The organism is Cupriavidus taiwanensis (assembly GCF_900250075.1).
Taxonomy (GTDB): Bacteria; Pseudomonadota; Gammaproteobacteria; order Burkholderiales; family Burkholderiaceae; genus Cupriavidus; species Cupriavidus taiwanensis_C.
The window spans coordinates 1533464-1551104 of the sequence record NZ_LT977071.1 but is presented as its reverse complement, the minus strand read 5'-3'; the positions used below and the strand labels follow the sequence as shown (position 1 = coordinate 1551104).

The following is a 17641-nucleotide window of genomic DNA, read 5'->3' as shown; positions in this document are numbered from 1 at the left end:
CAGGGAGAGAACCATGCCATCCGGAATCAGCAATATCGCTTACCTCGCCGCCAGTGCGCTGTTTATCCTCAGCCTGAGCGGGCTGAGCCATCCTGCCACCGCCCGGCGCGGCAACATGCTCGGCATCGCCGGCATGGTGATCGCGGTCATGACCACGGTGCTGGCGGGCAGTCCCGACGGCATCGCCATCATCATCGTCGCGATGGCGGTGGGGGGCATTGCCGGGGCCATGCTGGCCCGGCGCGTGGAGATGACGCAGATGCCGCAGCTGGTGGCGGTGCTGCACAGCTTCGTCGGCCTGGCCGCGGTGCTGGTCGGCTATGCCAACTACCTGGAACCGACCACGCTGGCCGGCGCCGAAAAGGCGATCCATGAGGTCGAGACCTACCTCGGCATCCTGATCGGCGCGGTCACCTTTACCGGATCGATCATCGCCTTCCTGAAGCTGCAGGGCACCATGGGCGGCAAGCCGATGCTGCTGCCGGGGCGACACGTCCTCAACGCCGGCGCGCTGCTGGTGTGCGTGTGGCTGGGCTATGCCTTCCTCAGTGCGCCGGACCCGCAGCAGGGGCTGGTGCCGCTGGCGGCGATGACGGTGGTCGCGCTGCTGGTCGGCGCGCACCTGGTGCTGGCGATCGGCGGCGCCGACATGCCGGTGGTGGTGTCGATGCTCAACAGCTACTCCGGCTGGGCGGCGGCGGCGACCGGCTTCATGCTGGGCAACGACCTGCTGATCATTACCGGCGCGCTGGTGGGGTCGAGCGGCGCCATCCTCAGCTACATCATGTGCAAGGCCATGAACCGCAAGTTCCTGTCGGTGATCCTGGGCGGCTTCGGCGCGGTGCAGGCCCAGGGCGCGGCGGCCGAGCAGGGCGAGGTGCTGCCGGTGTCGAGCGAGGAAGTCAGCAGCCTGCTCAAGGACGCCAACGAGGTCATCATCGTGCCGGGCTACGGCATGGCGGTGGCGCAGGCGCAGGGCACCATCAGCGAGATCGCGCGGCGGCTGCGCGCACAGGGAGTCAATGTCCGCTTCGGCATCCATCCCGTCGCCGGCCGCCTGCCGGGGCACATGAACGTGCTGCTGGCCGAGGCGCGGGTGCCTTACGACATCGTGCTGGAAATGGAAGAGATCAACGACGACTTCGAGAAGGCTGACGTGGTGCTGGTGGTCGGCGCCAACGACATCGTCAACCCGGGAGCGCTGGAAGACCCGGCCAGCCCGATTGCCGGCATGCCGGTGCTGGAGGTGTGGAAGGCCAAGACCGTGGTGGTGTCCAAGCGCAGCATGGCGGCGGGCTACGCGGGCGTGGACAACCCGCTGTTCTACAAGGACAACACGCGCATGTGGTTTGGCGATGCCAAGGGCAGTGTCGATGCGCTGCTGCGGCAGCTGGAGGAAGTACCGGCCTGAGTGGCGCTGTAGCCGTTCCGTCAGCTGGCTGGAACGTTGTATGTGATATATCTGCTGGCTGAAATCGCCTTTTAAGGCAATTTCAAATCGAACGTCTGCATTAGTGAGAAACGCGAATAATTGGCGTGGATTGAGGAATTCCGCTGATTTACGCGCAGATCCAGCCTGGTTTGCTGCGGTGCACTGACGAAAGTTGGTCGAAGAGGTGGAAAATAACTTGCCGTTCTCTGATATATCACATACCGTATGTCATCAAGACCGGTCGAACCGAGCCGGCACCGACCGAAGCAGGGCACAGCCCCGCGCACCACGAACACAAGTCCAAAAGGAGACCAAGCATGTCGGAAGTCGTAGCGAAGCGGGCCCCGAGCACTCCCGCGGCAGCCTGAGTCACAAAAATTCCCACCCCAGTCAATCTGCATAGAAGGAAGCAACCATGGCAGAAGTCGGAAACGAGCTGCAGCGTCACGCCGCGGAAGAACATCAGGCACAAACCGATGGTTTTCATCTGGTCATCGACGCGCTGAAGCTGAACGGCATCGAAAACATCTACGGCCTGCCCGGCATCCCGGTCACCGATCTGGCCCGTCTGGCGCAGGCCAACGGCATGCGCGTCATCAGCTTCCGCCACGAGCAGAATGCCGGCAACGCCGCGGCGATTGCGGGCTTCCTGACGCAGAAGCCGGGCGTTTGCCTGACCGTCTCCGCGCCGGGCTTCCTGAACGGGCTGACGGCACTGGCGCATGCCACCACCAACTGCTTCCCGATGATCCTGATCAGCGGCTCGAGCGAGCGCGAGATCGTCGACCTGCAGCAGGGTGACTACGAAGAGATGGACCAGCTGGCCATCGCCCGTCCGCACGCCAAGGCGGCGTTCCGCGTGCTGCACGCGGAGGACATCGGCGTCGGCGTCGCGCGTGCGATTCGCGCCGCCGTGTCGGGCCGCCCGGGCGGCGTGTACCTGGACCTGCCGGCCAAGCTGCTGGGGCAGTCGCTTGAAGCCGAAAAGGGCAAGCAGTCGCTGATCAAGGTGGTGGACCCGGCGCCGCGCCAGCTGCCCGCACCCGACTCGGTCGAGCGTGCGGTCGCGCTGCTGAAGACCGCCAAGCGCCCGCTGATCCTGATCGGCAAGGGTGCCGCCTACGCACGCGCCGAGGCGGACCTGCGCAAGCTGGTCGAGAAGACCGGCATCCCGTACCTGCCGATGTCGATGGCCAAGGGCCTGCTGCCCGATACGCATCCGCAGTCGGCCTCGGCGGCGCGCTCCTATGTGCTGGCCGAAGCCGACGTGGTGCTGCTGATCGGCGCCCGCCTGAACTGGCTGCTGTCCCACGGCAAGGGCAAGACCTGGGGCAAGCCCAAGCAATTCATCCAGGTCGACATCGCGCCGACCGAGATGGACAGCAATGTCGCCATCGCCGCGCCGGTGGTCGGTGATATCGGCTCGTGCGTAACGGCGCTGCTCGACAAGATCGGCAATGACTTCGCCAAGCCGGGCGCCGACTGGCTGAACGCGGTGGCGGACCGCCGGGACACCAACCTGGCCAAGATGGCCGAGACCCTGGCCAAGGCCAGGGATGCCGCACCGATGAACTTCCACGGCGCGCTGGGCGTGCTGAAGGACGTGGTCAAGGCCAACCCGGGCATCTCGTTCGTCAACGAAGGCGCCAACACGCTGGACTACGCCCGTGCCGTGATCGACATGTACGAGCCGCGCAAGCGCCTGGACGTGGGCACCTGGGGCGTGATGGGCGTGGGCATGGGCTACGCGGTGGCCGCCGCGGTCGAGACCGGCAAGCCGGTGCTGGCGCTGTGCGGCGACAGTGCCTTCGGTTTCTCGGGCATGGAAGTCGAGACCATCTGCCGCTACAACCTGCCGGTCTGCATCGTCATCTTCAACAACAACGGCGTCTACAAGGGCATCGACAAGAACCCCACCGGCGGCGCCGACCCCGCGGTCACGACCTTCGTCCCGGGCGCGCGCTACGACAAGATGATGGAAGCCTTCGGCGGTGTCGGTGCCAACGTCACCACGCCGGCGGAACTCGAGGCCGCGGTGAACGAAGCGCTGCGCTCGGGCAGGCCGACGCTGGTCAACGCCGTCATCGATCCGGCAGCCGGCACCGAAAGCGGCCGCCTGACCAACCTGAATCCGCAAAGCTCGGCCAAGAAGTAATCCACCCGAATTTCACCCCCTAATCCAATAGGAGACGAACGTGAACCTCCCACTCAACGGCATCAAGATCATCGACTTCACGCACGTCCAGGCCGGTCCCGCCTGCACCCAGCTGCTGGCATGGTTCGGCGCCGACGTGATCAAGGTGGAGCGCCCGGGTTCCGGCGACGTGACGCGCACCCAGCTGCGCGACATCCCGGATGTCGACGCGCTGTACTTCACCATGCTCAACAGCAACAAGCGTTCGCTCACGCTGGACACGAAGAAGCCGGAAGGCAAGAAGATCCTGGAGCAGCTGATCCGCGAGTCGGACGTGCTGGTGGAGAACTTCGGCCCGGGCGCGCTCGACCGCATGGGCTTTTCGTGGGAGCGCATCAACGAGCTCAACCCGAAGATGATCGTGGCCTCGGTCAAGGGCTTCAGCGACGGCCACCACTATGAAGACCTGAAGGTCTACGAGAACGTGGCCCAATGCGCCGGCGGCGCGGCCTCGACCACCGGCTTCTGGGATGGCCCGCCCACGGTGTCCGCGGCGGCGCTGGGCGATTCCAACACCGGCATGCACCTGGCCATCGGCATCCTGACCGCGCTGATCGGCCGCGACAAGACCGGCAAGGGCCAGAAGGTGGCGGTGTCGATGCAGGATGCGGTGCTGAACCTGTGCCGCGTCAAGCTGCGCGACCAGCAGCGCCTGGACCGCCTGGGCTACCTGGAAGAGTACCCGCAGTACCCGCACGGCACCTTCAGCGACGTGGTGCCGCGCGGCGGCAACGCGGGCGGCGGCGGCCAGCCGGGCTGGGTGCTGAAGTGCAAGGGCTGGGAGACCGATCCCAACGCCTATATCTACTTCACCATCCAGGGCCATGCCTGGGAACCGATCTGCAAGGCGCTGGGCAAGCCGGAATGGATAGCCGACCCCAACTACGCCACCGCCAAGGCGCGCCAGCCGCATATCTTCGATATCTTCAACACCATCGAGGAATGGCTGGCCGACAAGACCAAGTACGAGGCGGTCGACATCCTGCGCAAGTTCGACATCCCGTGCTCGCCGGTGCTGTCGATGAAGGAGATTGCCGCCGACCCGTCGCTGCGCGCCAGCGGCAGCATCACCGAGGTGCCGCACAAGGAGCGCGGCAGCTACCTGACGGTGGGCAGCCCGATCAAGTTCTCCGACCTCAAGCCGGAAATCACGGGTTCGCCGCTGCTGGGCGAGCATAGCGAAGAGGTGCTGGCCGGCCTGGGCTACGGCGCGGAAGACATCAAGCGCCTGCGCGAGTCCCAGGTGATCTGAAGCCGACCGCCGGCACCCGTGCCGGCGCCGACGCCGGGGCCGCGCGCACAGCGGGCTCCGGCGTTTTTGCTTGTGGCGCCGCGCTGTGGCACGCTACCTTGATGGCACCGGCGGGCTCCAGGCTGCCGCCGTTTGCAGATGACGAGAGGGAATCCCCATGACAGAGCAGATCGACTACGCGCAACTGGTGTCCGCCATCGGCGACGCCATCATCATCTCCGACGCCAAGGGCGCCATCACGCTGTGGAACCCCGCGGCCGAGCGCATGTTCGGCTTCACCGAGGCCGAGGCCATGGGGCAGTCGCTGGACCTGATCATCCCCGAGCGCCTGCGCGGGCGGCATTGGGAAGGCTACGACAAGACCATGGCGACCGGCATCACGCGCTACGGCCATGACCTTCTGAAGGTCCCGGCGGTCGACAAGGACGGCAAGACGTTGTCGATCGCCTTCACCGTGGCGCTGCTCAAGGACGATGCCGGTGCCGTGACCGGCATCGTCGCGGTGATCCGCGACGAGACCGCGCGCTTCCAGGAGGAGCGGGCGCTGAAGAAGCGGCTGGTGGAGCTGGAGAACCAGGTCAAGGAACAGGTCTGAGGCGACCGCGGCTTGCGTGACGCCGGACACCGTTGCGCGGCTAGCTTTGCCCTGAATTAACCCGCCTTCAGGAACTGCTGGCTGCGCAGGCGGTGAGCGGCGCCGAGGATCGCTTCGGACACCAGCCGCGGGTTGTGCGGCGCCATCAGTCCCTGCCGCATGCCGGCCTCGAGCAGGCTTTCCAGCCCGCGCACGCCGGCGCTCCCGCGCGTAAAGCTTGCAAGTCCGCTGACCGCCGCAGCGCCGGAATTACCACGCGGCGCGCCGCGTGCGCCGCGGCGAGCGCGTGGCGGGCTTTGCCGCGCGGGAACGATCCTTGCGCTGCGCCAGTCTGCCGGCACCGCAGTGGTCCGGCCCACCGGGAGGACGGCGATGGATCGAGACGGCTGGTTCTGGCGGCGCTGGCGCTGCCATCCCGTGCGCCTGGCACTGGGCCTGTTCATCGTCGCGGCGGGGGCCGCCTCCATGCTGGCGCGGCTGCTGCCGCCCCCGATGTAGCGCCGCTGGCCGTGCGCTGATGCCTCCCGAACTGGCCGCCGCGCCGCCGGCCTACGCATGGCGCGATTTCGCGCGTTTTGCCGGACCCGGCTACCTGGTCGCGGTCGGCTATATGGACCCCGGCAACTGGGCCACCGATCTTGCCGGTGGCTCGGCCTACGGCTATCGCCTGCTGTGGGTGGTGGCGATGGCCAGCGCCATGGCCATGCTGCTGCAGGTCATGGCCAGCCGCCTTGGCCTGGTCAGCGGGCTGGACCTGGCGCAGGCGTGCCGGCGGCACGCGTCGCCGCTGTCGGCGTGGTCACAATGGGTGCTGTGCGAGGTGGCGATCTGCGCCGCTGACCTGGCCGAAGTGATTGGCACCGCGATTGCGCTGAACCTGCTGTTCGGGCTGCCGCTGCCGTGGGGCGTGGCGCTGACGGTGCTCGACGTGCTGCTGGTGCTGGTGCTGCAGCAGCGCGGCTATCGGCGCCTGGAAGTCTTCGTCATCAGCATGGTGGTGCTGGTGCTGGGCTGCTTCCTGCTGATGCTGGCGCTGGCGCAGCCCGCGTGGCCGGACCTGGCCGCGGGCCTGGTGCCGCGCATGGCGGTGCTGGGCGACGCCGGCGCGCTGTATATCGCAACCGGCATCATTGGCGCCACGGTGATGCCGCACAACCTGTACCTGCACTCCGCCGTGGTCAAGACGCGCCTGCCGCACGCGGACCGGCAGGGCACCGAACGCGCGCTGCGCTATATCGCCCTCGATACGGTCACGGCGCTCGCGGTTGCCTTCGTCATCAACAGTGCGATCCTGGTCACCGCCGCCGGGGTGTTCCATGCGGCCGGCCGCACCGATGTGGCGGAGATCCAGGACGCCTATCGCCTGCTCAGTCCGCTCACCGGTGCCACCTGGGCCAGCGTGGTATTTGGCGTCGCGCTGCTGGCGTCCGGGCAGTGCTCGGCCGTGACCGCCACGCTGGCGGGGCAGGTGGTGATGGAAGGCTTTATCCGCACGCGGCTGCCGCCGTGGGCGCGCCGCCTGCTGACACGCTGCGTGGCGATCGTGCCGGCGCTGGTGGTCGCCATCCTGTTTGCCGAGCGCGGCATGGCGCAGCTGCTGCTGGTCAGCCAGGTGATGCTGAGCCTGCAGCTGCCGTTCGCCGCGATCCCGTTGCTGCGCTTTACCAGCGACCGCAGGCTGATGGGCCGCTACGCCAATTCGCGCCCGGTGTTCGTGCTGGCCACGCTGGCCGTCGGCATCATCGTCGCCATGAACGTGGCGATGGTGGCGATGACGCTGACGGCGTGGCGGCCGTAGTGCCGACGTAGTGCGTAGTTCGGCCATAGCGTGCCGGACCCGACGCGCATGTCAGGGCTGCGGGTTCTGCTGCAGGTCGTCGGCTTCGGCCTCGCCCGATCCCAGTTCGGCGCCGGTCACAGGATCGCTCTGCGGGTCGGACGCGCCGCGCATTGCAAACGCCTCCAGCGTGTCCTGCTGCTCGGCGGGCAGGTCGACCTGGGCGGTGCCATCGCCGCCATCCACCGCGGGCGTCGGGCTTTCGACGAAGACGAAGTTGCGGTCCGCATTCCATGGCCCGCGCATCGCCTCGCCCTGCGACATCTTGAAGTAGACGTTGGCGAACTGCGGATCGCCCGGCGTCTTGCCCGGCGGGAAGTTGGGCGTGATCGAATACAGCGCCTTCTCGAACGACTTCTGGTGCGAGATCTCGCGCGTCATCAGGAAGCCCAGCGCCTCCTGCACGCTGGGATCGTCGGTCACGTTCATCAGCCGCTCGTAGATGATCTTGGCGCGCGCCTCGGCGGCGATGTTGGAGCGCAGGTCGGCGGTGGGCTCGCCGATGGTGTCGACATAGGCGGCCGTCCACGGCACGCCAGCCGAATTGACCAGCGCCGGCCCGCCGCCGAACAGCACCTGCGTCACGTGGCTGTCGTTGCCCGCGCCCTGCAGCGAGCGGTAGAGCTCGGCTTCCTGGTCCAGGCCTTCGGCCAGCTCGCCCTTGGCGCCGCGGTTGAGCATGGCGATGATCGAGCCGATCACCTCCAGGTGGCTCAGTTCCTCCGTGGCGATATCGAGCAGCATGTCCTTGCGGCCCGGATCTTCCTCGGCCAGGGCCTGCGTGAAATAGCGGCATGCCGCGGCCAGTTCGCCCTGCGGGCCGCCGAACTGCTCCAGCAGCAGGTTGGCCAGGCCGGGATCGGGACGCGAGACGCGCACGGTGTACTGCAGTCGCTTGTTGTGCATGAACATGGTGGATTCTCCGGTAGAGGTGAGCGGGCGGCGTGTCGCAGCGGTCGAGTCAGGCGGTGTGGAGGCGACGGACCGACCGGGGGCTCGCGGCCGCAACGATCATGCCCGGCTGCCACCATCCGGCCGGGGGCGGTGGCGTGGAGCTTGCACGGCTGATACAGCGCGTTGCCGGGCGCAGCGCAAAGACCCGCGCGGCGCGACGGGAACGGTAAAAAGCGGGAGAGGCGTGTGAAATTTACTAGCGCTGCGTGCAGCAGCAACGCGGACAAAGACCGTGGGCTGGGGCCGGAATCAGGCGCGCTTTCCGGCGTGCCGCAGCAGCATCGCGCCCAGCGGCAACGCCAGACCGAAGGCGACGTAGACCAGCGCCAGCATGCCGGGCGACAGCCGGCGCTCGAAGCCAGGGGTGAGGCGATGGGGCGTGCACTTCAGGTCGACGAAGCACGCAATGCCGGCAATCGCGAGGCCGCCGAGCACGCGCGTCGGCGCCGTGGGGGATGCGGCAGGACGCGCGCTGGCATGGACATCGCCATGTGTGCCGCCCACCGCCATCGCGCCTTCGTAGAACGCCGCCCAGAACACCGACATCGCATGATGGATGACATAGCCCAGCACGGTATGCCGCACCGACGGCCGGTTGGTGTGAATGGCCCGATCGCCCCAGATCCAGTGGCTGACGGCGTTGACGGGCGCGAACGCGCTGCCGCAGTCGACGCTGCCGCCGCAGGCGAGCATGCCGGTCGACAACAGGCTGGCGCAAGTGCCCGAGACCGCGGCCCGGCGCAGCACGGTGACCGCATCCAGCGCGTGCTGGTGCTCGGGGCCAGCGGCTTTATCGGCCGGCATGCCTGTGCCGCAATGCTGGATCGAGGATTCCATGTGATAGCGGGGGTGCGGCGCGTGCCCGCGCACGATGCACCCGAAGCGCCGCACAGCGGCCATGCCTGCGCGGCAAGCGAATTTCGTGCCGTCGATTTCGCGCGGATGACGGCGGCGGACTGGGCGCCGGTGCTGGCCGACATCGATGCGGTGGTCAACCTGGTCGGCATCTTCCGCGAGACCGCCACGCAGCGCTTTGACGTGCTGCACCGCGCGGCGCCGCAGGCGCTGTTCGATGCCTGCCTGCGGCAGCGCGTGCGGCTGGTGGTGCAGATGTCGGCGCTGGGTGCCGACGAACACGCGCTGACCGACTTCCATCGCAGCAAGCGCGCGGCCGACCAGCACCTGCTCGGCCTGCCCATCGATGCCGTGGTGCTGCAGCCGTCGCTGGTGTTCGGTGCCGACGGCACCAGTGCGCAGCTGTTCTGCGCGCTGGCGACGCTGCCCTGCCTGGCATTGCCCGGCGGCGGCAGGCAGCCGGTGCAGCCGGTCCATGTCGACGATGTGGCGCAGGCCATCGTGGCCTTGCTTGCCGGATGGGGCGGCGCAGCGCCCTGGCGCTCCGGCCGGCTGGCGCTGGTGGGGCCGGCGCCGATGCCGCTGGCCGGCTACCTGCAGGCGTTGCGGCATGGCATGGGTTTGCGCGGCAAGGCCTGGCTGTTGCCGTTGCCGCGCGCGCTGGCCCGCGCGGTGATGCCGCTGGCCGAACGCGCCACCGGCGGCGTGCTCGGGCGCGATGCGCTGACCATGCTGGACCAGGGCAGCGTGGCCGATCCGTCCGGACTGGCGCGCGTGCTCGGGCGCTCGCCGCAGGCGGCGCATGCCTTCATCCCGCCGGGACTGCGCGGCGCGTTGCGCGCGCAGGCACTGCAGCGCTGGATGCATCCGCTGCTGCGCTGGAGCCTGGCCTTTGTGTGGATCGTCACCGCGGCGGTTTCGCTGGGCCTGTACCCGGTGGCCGACAGCTATGCGCTGCTGGCGCGCGCGGGCGTGCCGCCTGCGCTGCAGCCGCTCGCGCTCTATGGCGCGGCGCTGCTCGACCTGGCCTTCGGCGTGCTGTGCGTGCTGCCGCGGCGCCCGCGCTGGCTGTGGCTGGCGCAGATCGCGCTGATCCTGGGCTACACCGCCATCATCAGCGTGCGCCTGCCGGAATACTGGCTGCATCCGTATGGCCCGCTCAGCAAGAACGTGCCGATGCTGGCCGTGCTGTGGTGGCTGCACCTGACCGAGGAGCGGGCATGGACTACGTCACGCTGAAATGGCTGCATATCATGTCGGCCACCTTCCTGTTCGGCACCGGCGTCGGCAGCGCCTTCTACCTGGTCGGCGCGACGCTGACGCGCAATGTCCGCACCGTCGCCGCGACCGCGCGCATGGTGGTGATCGCCGACTGGATCTTCACGGCCTCCACCGCCATCCTGCAGCCGCTGACCGGCTATGCACTGGTGAAGATGGCCGGGTTCTCGTGGTCGGTGCCGTGGCTGAAGTGGTCGGTGGTGCTTTACGCCGTCGCCATTGCCTGCTGGCTGCCGGTGGTCTGGCTGCAGAAGCGCATGCGCGACGTGGCGCTGGATTGCACCGGGCCCCAGCTGCCGCGTGTCTACTGGCGCCTGTTCTGGTGGTGGTTCGGCCTGGGCTTTCCGGCGCTGTTCTCGTTCCTTGCCATCTTCTACCTGATGGTGGCCAAGATCAGTTGAACAAAAAACGGCGAGGCGGCTGTCGCGCGCCTCGCCGTGAACCGATCGGGCCGCTCAGTTGAGGTGGCCGACCGCGCGCAGGTACTCGTTCTTTTTCTCGAAGATCAGCCCGCTCAGGAACGCGGCGTCGTAGGCGGCCAGCAGGTGAGGGTGGTGTTCCTCGATATAGCGGGCCACGCGTCCCTTTTCGCATTCGATGCCGCACAGCCATTCATACATGGCGGCGTCCCAGCGGAAGCGCAGCCCCAGTTCGATGAAGGCCGCGTTATACGCCGCGAGCTGGGTCTCGCGCGGGATCGGCTGGTTGTCGGCGCCGACCGTGATGGCGGCGTGGCGGCTTTCCTGCTGGGCTGGGTTCATGCTGGTCTCCTCGGATGCGCGCTGGCAGTTGGGTTGAGACAAGCATAGGGACGGCGAACAATTTACGATAATTAAAGTTTCATAGAGAAATCATAAGTTATCGTTTATGGATGCCTTCAGGCGTCCTGGCGGATCAGCCCTTCCACACCCGTGATGGTCTGGATCAGGTCTGCGCCTTCTTCCATCAAGAACTGCTTGAACGCCAGCGCCACCGGCGGCAGCCGCTTGTTCTTGCGGTGCACCACGTACCAGTTGAGCATCACCGGAAAGCCTTCGATATCGAGCACGGCGAGCTTGCCGGCCTGCAGCTCCAGTCCCACGGTATGGGCCGACAGGAAGGCAATGCCCATATTGGCGATCACCGCCTGCTTGATGGTCTCGGTGCTCTTGATTTCCATGGCGATGCGCAGGTTCGACAGCCGGCCGGCAAAGCCTTCCTGCATCGAGTTCCAGGTGTCCGAGCCTTTCTCGCGCGAGACAAAGGCTTCGTCGGCCAGTTCGGCCAGGGGGATATTGCGCGCGCCCACCAGCGGGTGGCTGGGCGCGGCGACGATCACGTAAGGGTGCGGGGCGAAGGCCTCGTTGATGGTGTCCATGCCCTCGGGCGGGCGCACCATCACGGCGAGGTCGGTCAGGTTGCCGGCCAGTTGGTGCAGCAGCTCCTCGCGGTTGTGCACGGCCAGGTTCAGCGTCACGCCCTCGTGGCGGTCCATGAACTCGGCCAGCAGCCGCGGAAAGAAATAGTCGCCGGCGCTGATTACCGCGACGTTGAGGCGGCCGCCGGAAATGCCCTTGAGCTGTGACATGGCGTCTTCGGCCTCGCGGAACTGCTGGATGATGCTGCGGCTGTAATGCAGCATTTCATGGCCCGCCGGCGTCAGGTAGATCTTCTTGCCGAGCTGCTCGAACAGCGGCAGCCCCACGTGGTGCTCCAGTTGCCGCACCTGGGTCGATACCGCGGGCTGGGTCAGGTGCAGTTCCTCGGCGGCGCGGGAAAAGCTCATATGGCGGGCTACGGTCTCGAAGACCTTCAGCTGCCGCAGCGTGGCGTTCTTCATCCTGCTCCCGTCCTATAAACGATCGGCTATATAAACGATAAAAAACTTTATGCAGTGCTGATCTTAGATTCAAGTAGCATCAATCGTCAGCTTTGCATGTCCCGTCCGAATCCGGCACTCCAGCAGCGCTGGAGCCAGCCGCCGGCCACCAGCATGGCCAAAAAAACAACGATGGCTGCCCACAGCCACGATCAACACCAAGGAGACTATCGTGACCGGACCGAACGCAGCCGCGCGGCCCCCGCAGCGCCGTGCCATGCCCGAAGACAGGGTTCGCCTCAGCCATGCCGGCGCGGGGCAGGGGGGCAGGCCATGAATATCTCGCTCCCGCAACTGAAGGCCTTTGCCGCGGTGGCGCGGCACAAGAGCTTTACCCGCGCCGCGGTCGAACTGGGCCTGACGCAATCCGCGGTCAGCCGCAGCGTGCGCGAGCTGGAAGAAGAGATCGACCAGCGCCTGTTCGACCGCACCACGCGCCAGGTGGAGCTGACCGACGCCGGCCAGCACTTGTCCCAGCGCATCTGCCACCTGATCGACGAAGTGGAGCAGACCCTGCGCGACAGCCAGAGCGCCAGCCGGCCATGCCAGGGCCTGGTGCAGATCGCGTCGGACCCGGTGCTGAGCTCGATGTCGCTGCCGACCTGGCTGGCCGGTTGCCGGCAGGCGTGGCCGGCGATCGCCATCCACCTGAAGGACCGCCCGCAGGAATCGGTGCTGCAGAGCGTGCGCAGCGGCGAGGTCGACTTCGGCATCGCCACCGATCCGCGCGCCGGCGACGACCTGTATTGCGAACCGTTGTGCGTCGACGCCTATCACGCCGTGCTGCCCGCCAAGCATCCGCTGGCCCAGCACGACACCGTAGGCTGGGGCGACCTGTGCGATGCCAGCGTGCTGACGCTGGACCAGCAATGCGGTGTGCAGCCCGTGGTGGAAAAGGCGCTCAGCAGCTATCAGGTGCGCGCGGGCTCGCTGCAGTTGCTGGGCCATTTCGCTGCGGTGTTCGGCATGGTGGCGCTGGGCCTTGGCATCGGCGTGCTGCCGTCGCGGGCGCAGGCCGGGGGCATGCATCCGGCAGCCGTGATGCGGCCGCTGCGGCCGCAGGTGACGTCGACGGTGATGCTGGTGCGGCGCAAGAGCCGGTCGCTCAAGCCCAACGCTGCCGCGATCTGGGATGCCTTGCGCGGCCAGGAATACCAGGAGCCGCCTGTCCGCAGGCGCGAAGCGACGACGGTTTGAGGAGAGGCGAGAAGAGTGTTGGATTAGTGCACACGCTCTATTGATATATTACATACAGGATATTTACACATAGTGCGGCGCAGCATATAATGAAAACTCCTGATCACAACGCTACTGGAGTTTTCAAATGGAAGTCGCTCTTCTCGTCGCCCTGGGCCTGGCCCTGATTGCTGTCGGTGTGGGCGTGACCACGCTGCTGGCCACGCGCCTGCCCATGGATGTGCTGGTCACCGCGCAGGACCATGGCCGCTTCGCTGGGCTGGGCTCGGACCAGCACAGCGACGGCGTAGGCCGCGCCAGCGCGCCGCGCATCGTGCCCGCCGCTGGTGAACTCGCCTATGCCTGAGGCCGGGCGCACGGCGCGTTCGCGCTGAAGCGCTGAAGGCAAGGGCTGTAGCGGCCGGCATCCCTTGCGACTATCACGGCGAGTACGGCCGCCATTCTCCTTACCTCCCTTCGTTCTCTTCCCCCGGTTCGCAGGAGCGAACGCCTCGGCGCCTGCTTGCGCGCCGTCAACCATCGGCACCCTGCGTGCCCCGCGTGGATTCCCCGACATTCCATATCGATACGGACACGGCCGGACATCCATGTCTGCATCTAGGGACTTTCCCGAACTGATCGTTTTCCCGGTTTTTCGATGGCGAGATCCCCGGCATGCTTGCGGTTGCCGTGCGCTGGCCGATTTATGACCCGCCGCAAGGCAACTGCTTGATTTCCAAGGACTCTTGATGCTGCCGGAACTGTCATTGATTCCGCTTGCGCACCAGTCGCGGGCGTTCCGTGACGGCTACGGCACCAGGTAATGCGGTTGCATGCTGCACAGCCGCGAAGAATACGCTTGACTTACCTGATATATCACATACCGTATAGCACTGGAGCGGCTAAGCTGTTCCTCGACCGAGAGTCACGCAGAGGCGTCTGAAGGCGCCCATCTTCCACCTTGGCGGTTCGCCGCTATAAGGAGACATCATGGAATTGCAGCAGAGGGAGTCCACGTCGCGCTTTGCGTCGCCGTGGGTGCAACTGGTATTCGGCGTGATCTGCATGGCGATGATCGCCAACATGCAGTACGGCTGGACCCTGTTCGTCAACCCGATCGACGACAAATACGGCTGGGGCCGCACCGCGATCCAGGTCGCATTCACCATCTTCGTTGTGACCGAAACCTGGCTGGTGCCGATCGAGGGCTACCTGGTCGACAAGTACGGCCCGCGCCCGGTGGTGGTGGGCGGCGGCCTGCTGTGCGCAGTGGCCTGGGCGCTGAACTCGGTGGCATCCTCGCTGCCCATGCTTTATGTTGCGGCGGCCATCGGCGGCCTGGGCGCGGGCGCGGTGTATGGCACCTGCGTGGGCAATGCGCTGAAGTGGTTCCCGAATCGCCGCGGCCTGGCGGCGGGCATCACCGCGGCGGGCTTCGGCGCCGGCTCGGCGCTCACCGTGGTGCCGATCGCCAACATGATCAAGAGCTCCGGCTATGAGGCGGCATTCCTGTGGTTCGGCCTGGGCCAGGGGCTGGTGGTGTTTATCCTCGGCATGGCCCTGTACCCGCCGTCGGCCAAGATCCTGAGCGAGGTCAAGACCACGCTTAAGACGGCTGCCACCTACAATGCGTCGCCGCGCGAGGTGCTGAAGTCGCCGATCTTCTGGGTCATGTACGCGATGTTCGTGATGATGGCCGCCGGCGGCCTGATGGCCACCGCGCAGCTGGGCCCGATCGCCAAGGACTTTGGCCTGCATGAGGCGCCGATCTCCATCCTCGGCCTGACGCTGCCGGCGCTGACCTTCGCGCTGACCATCGACCGCGTGCTCAATGGCCTGACGCGTCCGTTCTTCGGCTGGATCTCCGACCATATCGGCCGCGAGCGCACCATGTTCTTCGCCTTCGCGGTCGAGGCCGTCGGCATCCTGCTGCTGTCGAAGTACGGCCACCATCCGGTTGCCTTCGTGATCCTGACCGGCGTGGTGTTCTTTGCCTGGGGCGAGATCTACAGCCTGTTCCCGGCCACCTGCGGCGATACCTTCGGGCCCAAGTTTGCCGCCACCAACGCCGGCCTGCTGTACACCGCCAAGGGCACGGCGGCACTACTGGTGCCGTTCTCGAGCGTGATCACCGCCGCCACCGGCAGCTGGCACGCGGTATTCATGGTGGCCGCGGGCATGGCGGCACTGACTGCGGCGATGGCGCTGTTCGTGCTCAAGCCGATGCGCGAGGCCCATGCCCGCAAGTACGTGCATGCCAACACCGCGGCGCCGATGGGTTACCGTACCGTGCCCGAAGACCTGACCTGATGAAGAAAGCAGTACGGCGCCCACCGGCGCCGGCAGTATCCGGGCGCGTGCGGCTGCGATGCCTGCACAGCCGCCGCGCCCGGTAGAGCACAATACGACAACAACAAGGCACGACAGGAGGGCGGCCCGCCGGACGCCTTCCTGATCGCGCACCGCATCCCCACCAACAACATCCTCCAGGCACGCCATGAACCAGGTTGTCATACCCCTCGAGGCCACCGGCCTCAGCCGGCAGCGCAAGCGCCGCCAGCCCAAGGGCCGGCAGGTCGACGCGGCCGCGCTGGCCGAAGTGCGCGTGGCGCTGGGCGACATGCCCCGCCGGCGCGACCTGCTGATCGAACACCTGCACTGCATCAACGACCGCTACGGCCAGCTGGCCATGCCGCACCTGGTGGCGCTGGCCAGCGAGCTGCGGCTGTCGATGACCGAGGTCTACGAGGTCGCCACCTTCTACCACCACTTCGACGTGGTGCGCGAGGATGCCGACGGCCAGATCGCCCCGCCGCCCGCGCTGACCGTGCGGGTATGCGAAGGCATTGCCTGCGAGCTGGCCGGTGCCCAGGCCCTGATCGACAAGCTGCCGGCGCTGCTCGGCACCGACGTGCGGGTGGTCGCCGCGCCCTGCATCGGCCGCTGCGAGAAGGCGCCGGCCGCGCTGGTCGGGCAGAACCCGGTCGATGCCGCGACGGCCGAGGCCATCGGTAACGCCGTGCAGGCCAAGGCCGTGCGCCATGCGCCCGAACCCCATATCGACTACGACACCTACCGGCGCGACGGCGGCTATGCCTTGCTGAAGGCCCTGGCCGGCGGCGCGCTCGACCCGGACGCGGTGCTGGCCACCATGGCGGATTCCGGCCTGCGCGGCCTGGGCGGCGCGGGCTTCCCGACCGGCCGCAAATGGCGCATCGTGCGCGGGGAGGCCGCGCCTCGGCTGATGGCGGTCAATATCGACGAGGGCGAGCCCGGCACCTTCAAGGACCGGGTCTACCTGGAACGCGATCCGCATCGCTTTCTCGAGGGCATGCTGATCGCGGCGCACGTGGTCGACGTGGCGGCGATCTATATCTACCTGCGCGACGAATATGCGGGCTGCCGCGCGCTGCTGGCCGAAGCCTTGCAGCAGTTGCAGCAGGACCCGCCGGTCCCTGGCCTGCCGCGCATCGAGCTGCGTCGCGGCGCGGGCGCGTATATCTGCGGCGAAGAGTCGGCCATGATCGAATCTATCGAAGGCAAGCGCGGCATGCCGCGGCTGCGTCCGCCTTATGTGGCGCAGGTGGGGCTGTTCGGGCGGCCGACGCTGGAGCACAACTTCGAAACCCTGTACTGGGTGCGCGACATCCTCGACAAGGGCGCCGAGTGGTTTGCCTCGCAAGGGCGCAACGGGCGCAAGGGCCTGCGTTCGTTCTCGGTCTCTGGCCGGGTCAAACGCCCCGGCGTGCACCTGGCGCCGGCCGGGATCACGGTGCGCGAGCTGATCGACGAATACTGCGGCGGCATGCTCGACGGCCATGCGTTCTACGGCTACCTGCCGGGTGGTGCGTCGGGCGGCATCCTGCCCGCGGCGCTGGGCAATATCCCGCTCGACTTCGATACGCTGCAGCCCTACGGCTGCTTTATCGGCTCGGCCGCGATCGTGATCCTGTCCGACCACGACAGCGCCACGCAGGCGGCGCGCAACCTGATGCACTTCTTCAAGCACGAGTCGTGCGGACAATGCACGCCCTGCCGCACCGGCACGGCCAAGACGCTCGACCTGATCCGCCAGCCGAAGTGGGACCTGGCGGCGCTGGATGACCTGTCCGCGGTGATGCGCGATGCCTCGATCTGCGGCCTGGGGCAGGCCGCGCCGAACCCCGTCGACTGCGTGATCAAGTACTTCCCGCACGAACTGGCCTGATGC

Annotated in this window: 17 protein-coding genes; 12 read left to right on the top strand and 5 right to left on the bottom strand. The window is 67.1% G+C overall.

The features are described 5' to 3' along the window. The first annotated feature begins 13 nt into the window (after positions 1-13). The 4 genes from pntB to CBM2588_RS23335 all read left to right on the top strand — a co-directional run bounded on the left by pntB (position 14) and on the right by CBM2588_RS23335 (position 5473). Positions 14-1411: a Re/Si-specific NAD(P)(+) transhydrogenase subunit beta gene (gene pntB, locus CBM2588_RS23350; RefSeq protein WP_115682704.1), complete on the top strand. Its 1398-nt coding sequence runs from the start codon at positions 14-16 to the stop codon at positions 1409-1411. A gap of 436 nt (positions 1412-1847) precedes the next feature. Next, entirely contained in the window at positions 1848-3587 is a 1740-nt protein-coding gene (gene oxc / locus CBM2588_RS23345) for an oxalyl-CoA decarboxylase (RefSeq protein ID WP_115682703.1), read from the top strand. 40 nt (positions 3588-3627) lie between these two features. Next, entirely contained in the window at positions 3628-4878 is a 1251-nt protein-coding gene (frc, locus tag CBM2588_RS23340) for a formyl-CoA transferase (protein WP_115682702.1), read from the top strand. Positions 4879-5035: 157 nt separating this feature from the next. Continuing rightward, the gene (locus CBM2588_RS23335) at positions 5036-5473 is read left to right on the top strand and encodes a PAS domain-containing protein (RefSeq protein ID WP_115682701.1); all 438 of its coding nucleotides are present in this window, start codon (positions 5036-5038) and stop codon (positions 5471-5473) included. A 56-nt stretch (positions 5474-5529) separates the two neighbouring features. On the opposite strand, the gene CBM2588_RS23330 is transcribed toward CBM2588_RS23335, so the two are convergent. Then, positions 5530-5667, bottom strand: a complete 138-nt coding sequence (locus CBM2588_RS23330; protein ID WP_231942250.1) for a hypothetical protein — start codon at positions 5665-5667, stop codon at positions 5530-5532. 178 nt (positions 5668-5845) lie between these two features. On the opposite strand from CBM2588_RS23330, the gene CBM2588_RS31395 reads away from it, so the two are divergent. Both CBM2588_RS31395 and CBM2588_RS23325 read left to right on the top strand, forming a co-directional pair. Next, entirely contained in the window at positions 5846-5971 is a 126-nt protein-coding gene (locus CBM2588_RS31395) for a hypothetical protein (protein WP_269462437.1), read from the top strand. Positions 5972-5990: 19 nt separating this feature from the next. Next, positions 5991-7271 carry an Nramp family divalent metal transporter gene (locus CBM2588_RS23325; RefSeq protein WP_115682700.1) on the top strand — a complete coding sequence of 427 codons (1281 nt, stop codon included), beginning with the start codon at positions 5991-5993 and terminating at the stop codon, positions 7269-7271. A gap of 51 nt (positions 7272-7322) precedes the next feature. Here the strand turns inward: CBM2588_RS23325 and CBM2588_RS23320 are convergent, their stop codons facing one another. Together CBM2588_RS23320 and CBM2588_RS23315 are read right to left on the bottom strand one after the other, a co-directional pair. Continuing rightward, entirely contained in the window at positions 7323-8222 is a 900-nt protein-coding gene (locus CBM2588_RS23320) for a manganese catalase family protein (protein WP_115682699.1), read from the bottom strand. Between the two features lie 291 nt (positions 8223-8513). Then, on the bottom strand, positions 8514-9068 hold the full coding sequence (locus CBM2588_RS23315) for a hypothetical protein (protein WP_231942249.1): 555 nt from the start codon (positions 9066-9068) through the stop codon (positions 8514-8516). 12 nt (positions 9069-9080) lie between these two features. Here CBM2588_RS23315 and CBM2588_RS23310 point away from each other — a divergent pair, with 12 nt between their 5' ends. Both CBM2588_RS23310 and CBM2588_RS23305 read left to right on the top strand, forming a co-directional pair. Then, positions 9081-10358, top strand: a complete 1278-nt coding sequence (locus tag CBM2588_RS23310; RefSeq protein WP_231942248.1) for an SDR family oxidoreductase — start codon at positions 9081-9083, stop codon at positions 10356-10358. Next, the gene (locus CBM2588_RS23305; RefSeq protein WP_115682696.1) at positions 10340-10798 is read left to right on the top strand and encodes a DUF2269 family protein; all 459 of its coding nucleotides are present in this window, start codon (positions 10340-10342) and stop codon (positions 10796-10798) included. The genes CBM2588_RS23310 and CBM2588_RS23305 overlap by 19 nt, the downstream gene beginning before the upstream one ends. Before the next feature lie 54 nt (positions 10799-10852). Here CBM2588_RS23305 and CBM2588_RS23300 read toward each other — a convergent pair whose 3' ends face one another. Both CBM2588_RS23300 and CBM2588_RS23295 read right to left on the bottom strand, forming a co-directional pair. Then, a complete protein-coding gene (locus CBM2588_RS23300) occupies positions 10853-11158 on the bottom strand; it encodes a hypothetical protein (RefSeq protein ID WP_012356314.1) in 306 nt (101 codons plus the stop codon). A 116-nt stretch (positions 11159-11274) separates the two neighbouring features. Further along, positions 11275-12216, bottom strand: coding sequence for a LysR family transcriptional regulator (locus CBM2588_RS23295; RefSeq protein ID WP_115682695.1), 942 nt, complete (start codon positions 12214-12216; stop codon positions 11275-11277). Positions 12217-12528: 312 nt separating this feature from the next. Between CBM2588_RS23295 and CBM2588_RS23290 the strand changes: the two genes are divergently transcribed. From CBM2588_RS23290 to CBM2588_RS23275, 4 genes are all read left to right on the top strand, one after another. Next, complete coding sequence (locus CBM2588_RS23290) at positions 12529-13452, top strand: LysR family transcriptional regulator (RefSeq protein WP_115682694.1); 924 nt, start codon at positions 12529-12531, stop codon at positions 13450-13452. Positions 13453-13579: 127 nt separating this feature from the next. Further along, positions 13580-13798, top strand: a complete 219-nt coding sequence (locus tag CBM2588_RS23285) for a hypothetical protein (protein ID WP_115682693.1) — start codon at positions 13580-13582, stop codon at positions 13796-13798. Positions 13799-14421: 623 nt separating this feature from the next. After that, positions 14422-15741, top strand: a complete 1320-nt coding sequence (oxlT, locus tag CBM2588_RS23280) for an oxalate/formate MFS antiporter (RefSeq protein ID WP_115682692.1) — start codon at positions 14422-14424, stop codon at positions 15739-15741. 187 nt (positions 15742-15928) lie between these two features. After that, the gene (locus CBM2588_RS23275; RefSeq protein ID WP_115682691.1) at positions 15929-17638 is read left to right on the top strand and encodes an NADH-ubiquinone oxidoreductase-F iron-sulfur binding region domain-containing protein; all 1710 of its coding nucleotides are present in this window, start codon (positions 15929-15931) and stop codon (positions 17636-17638) included. The last annotated feature ends 3 nt before the right edge of the window (positions 17639-17641 follow it).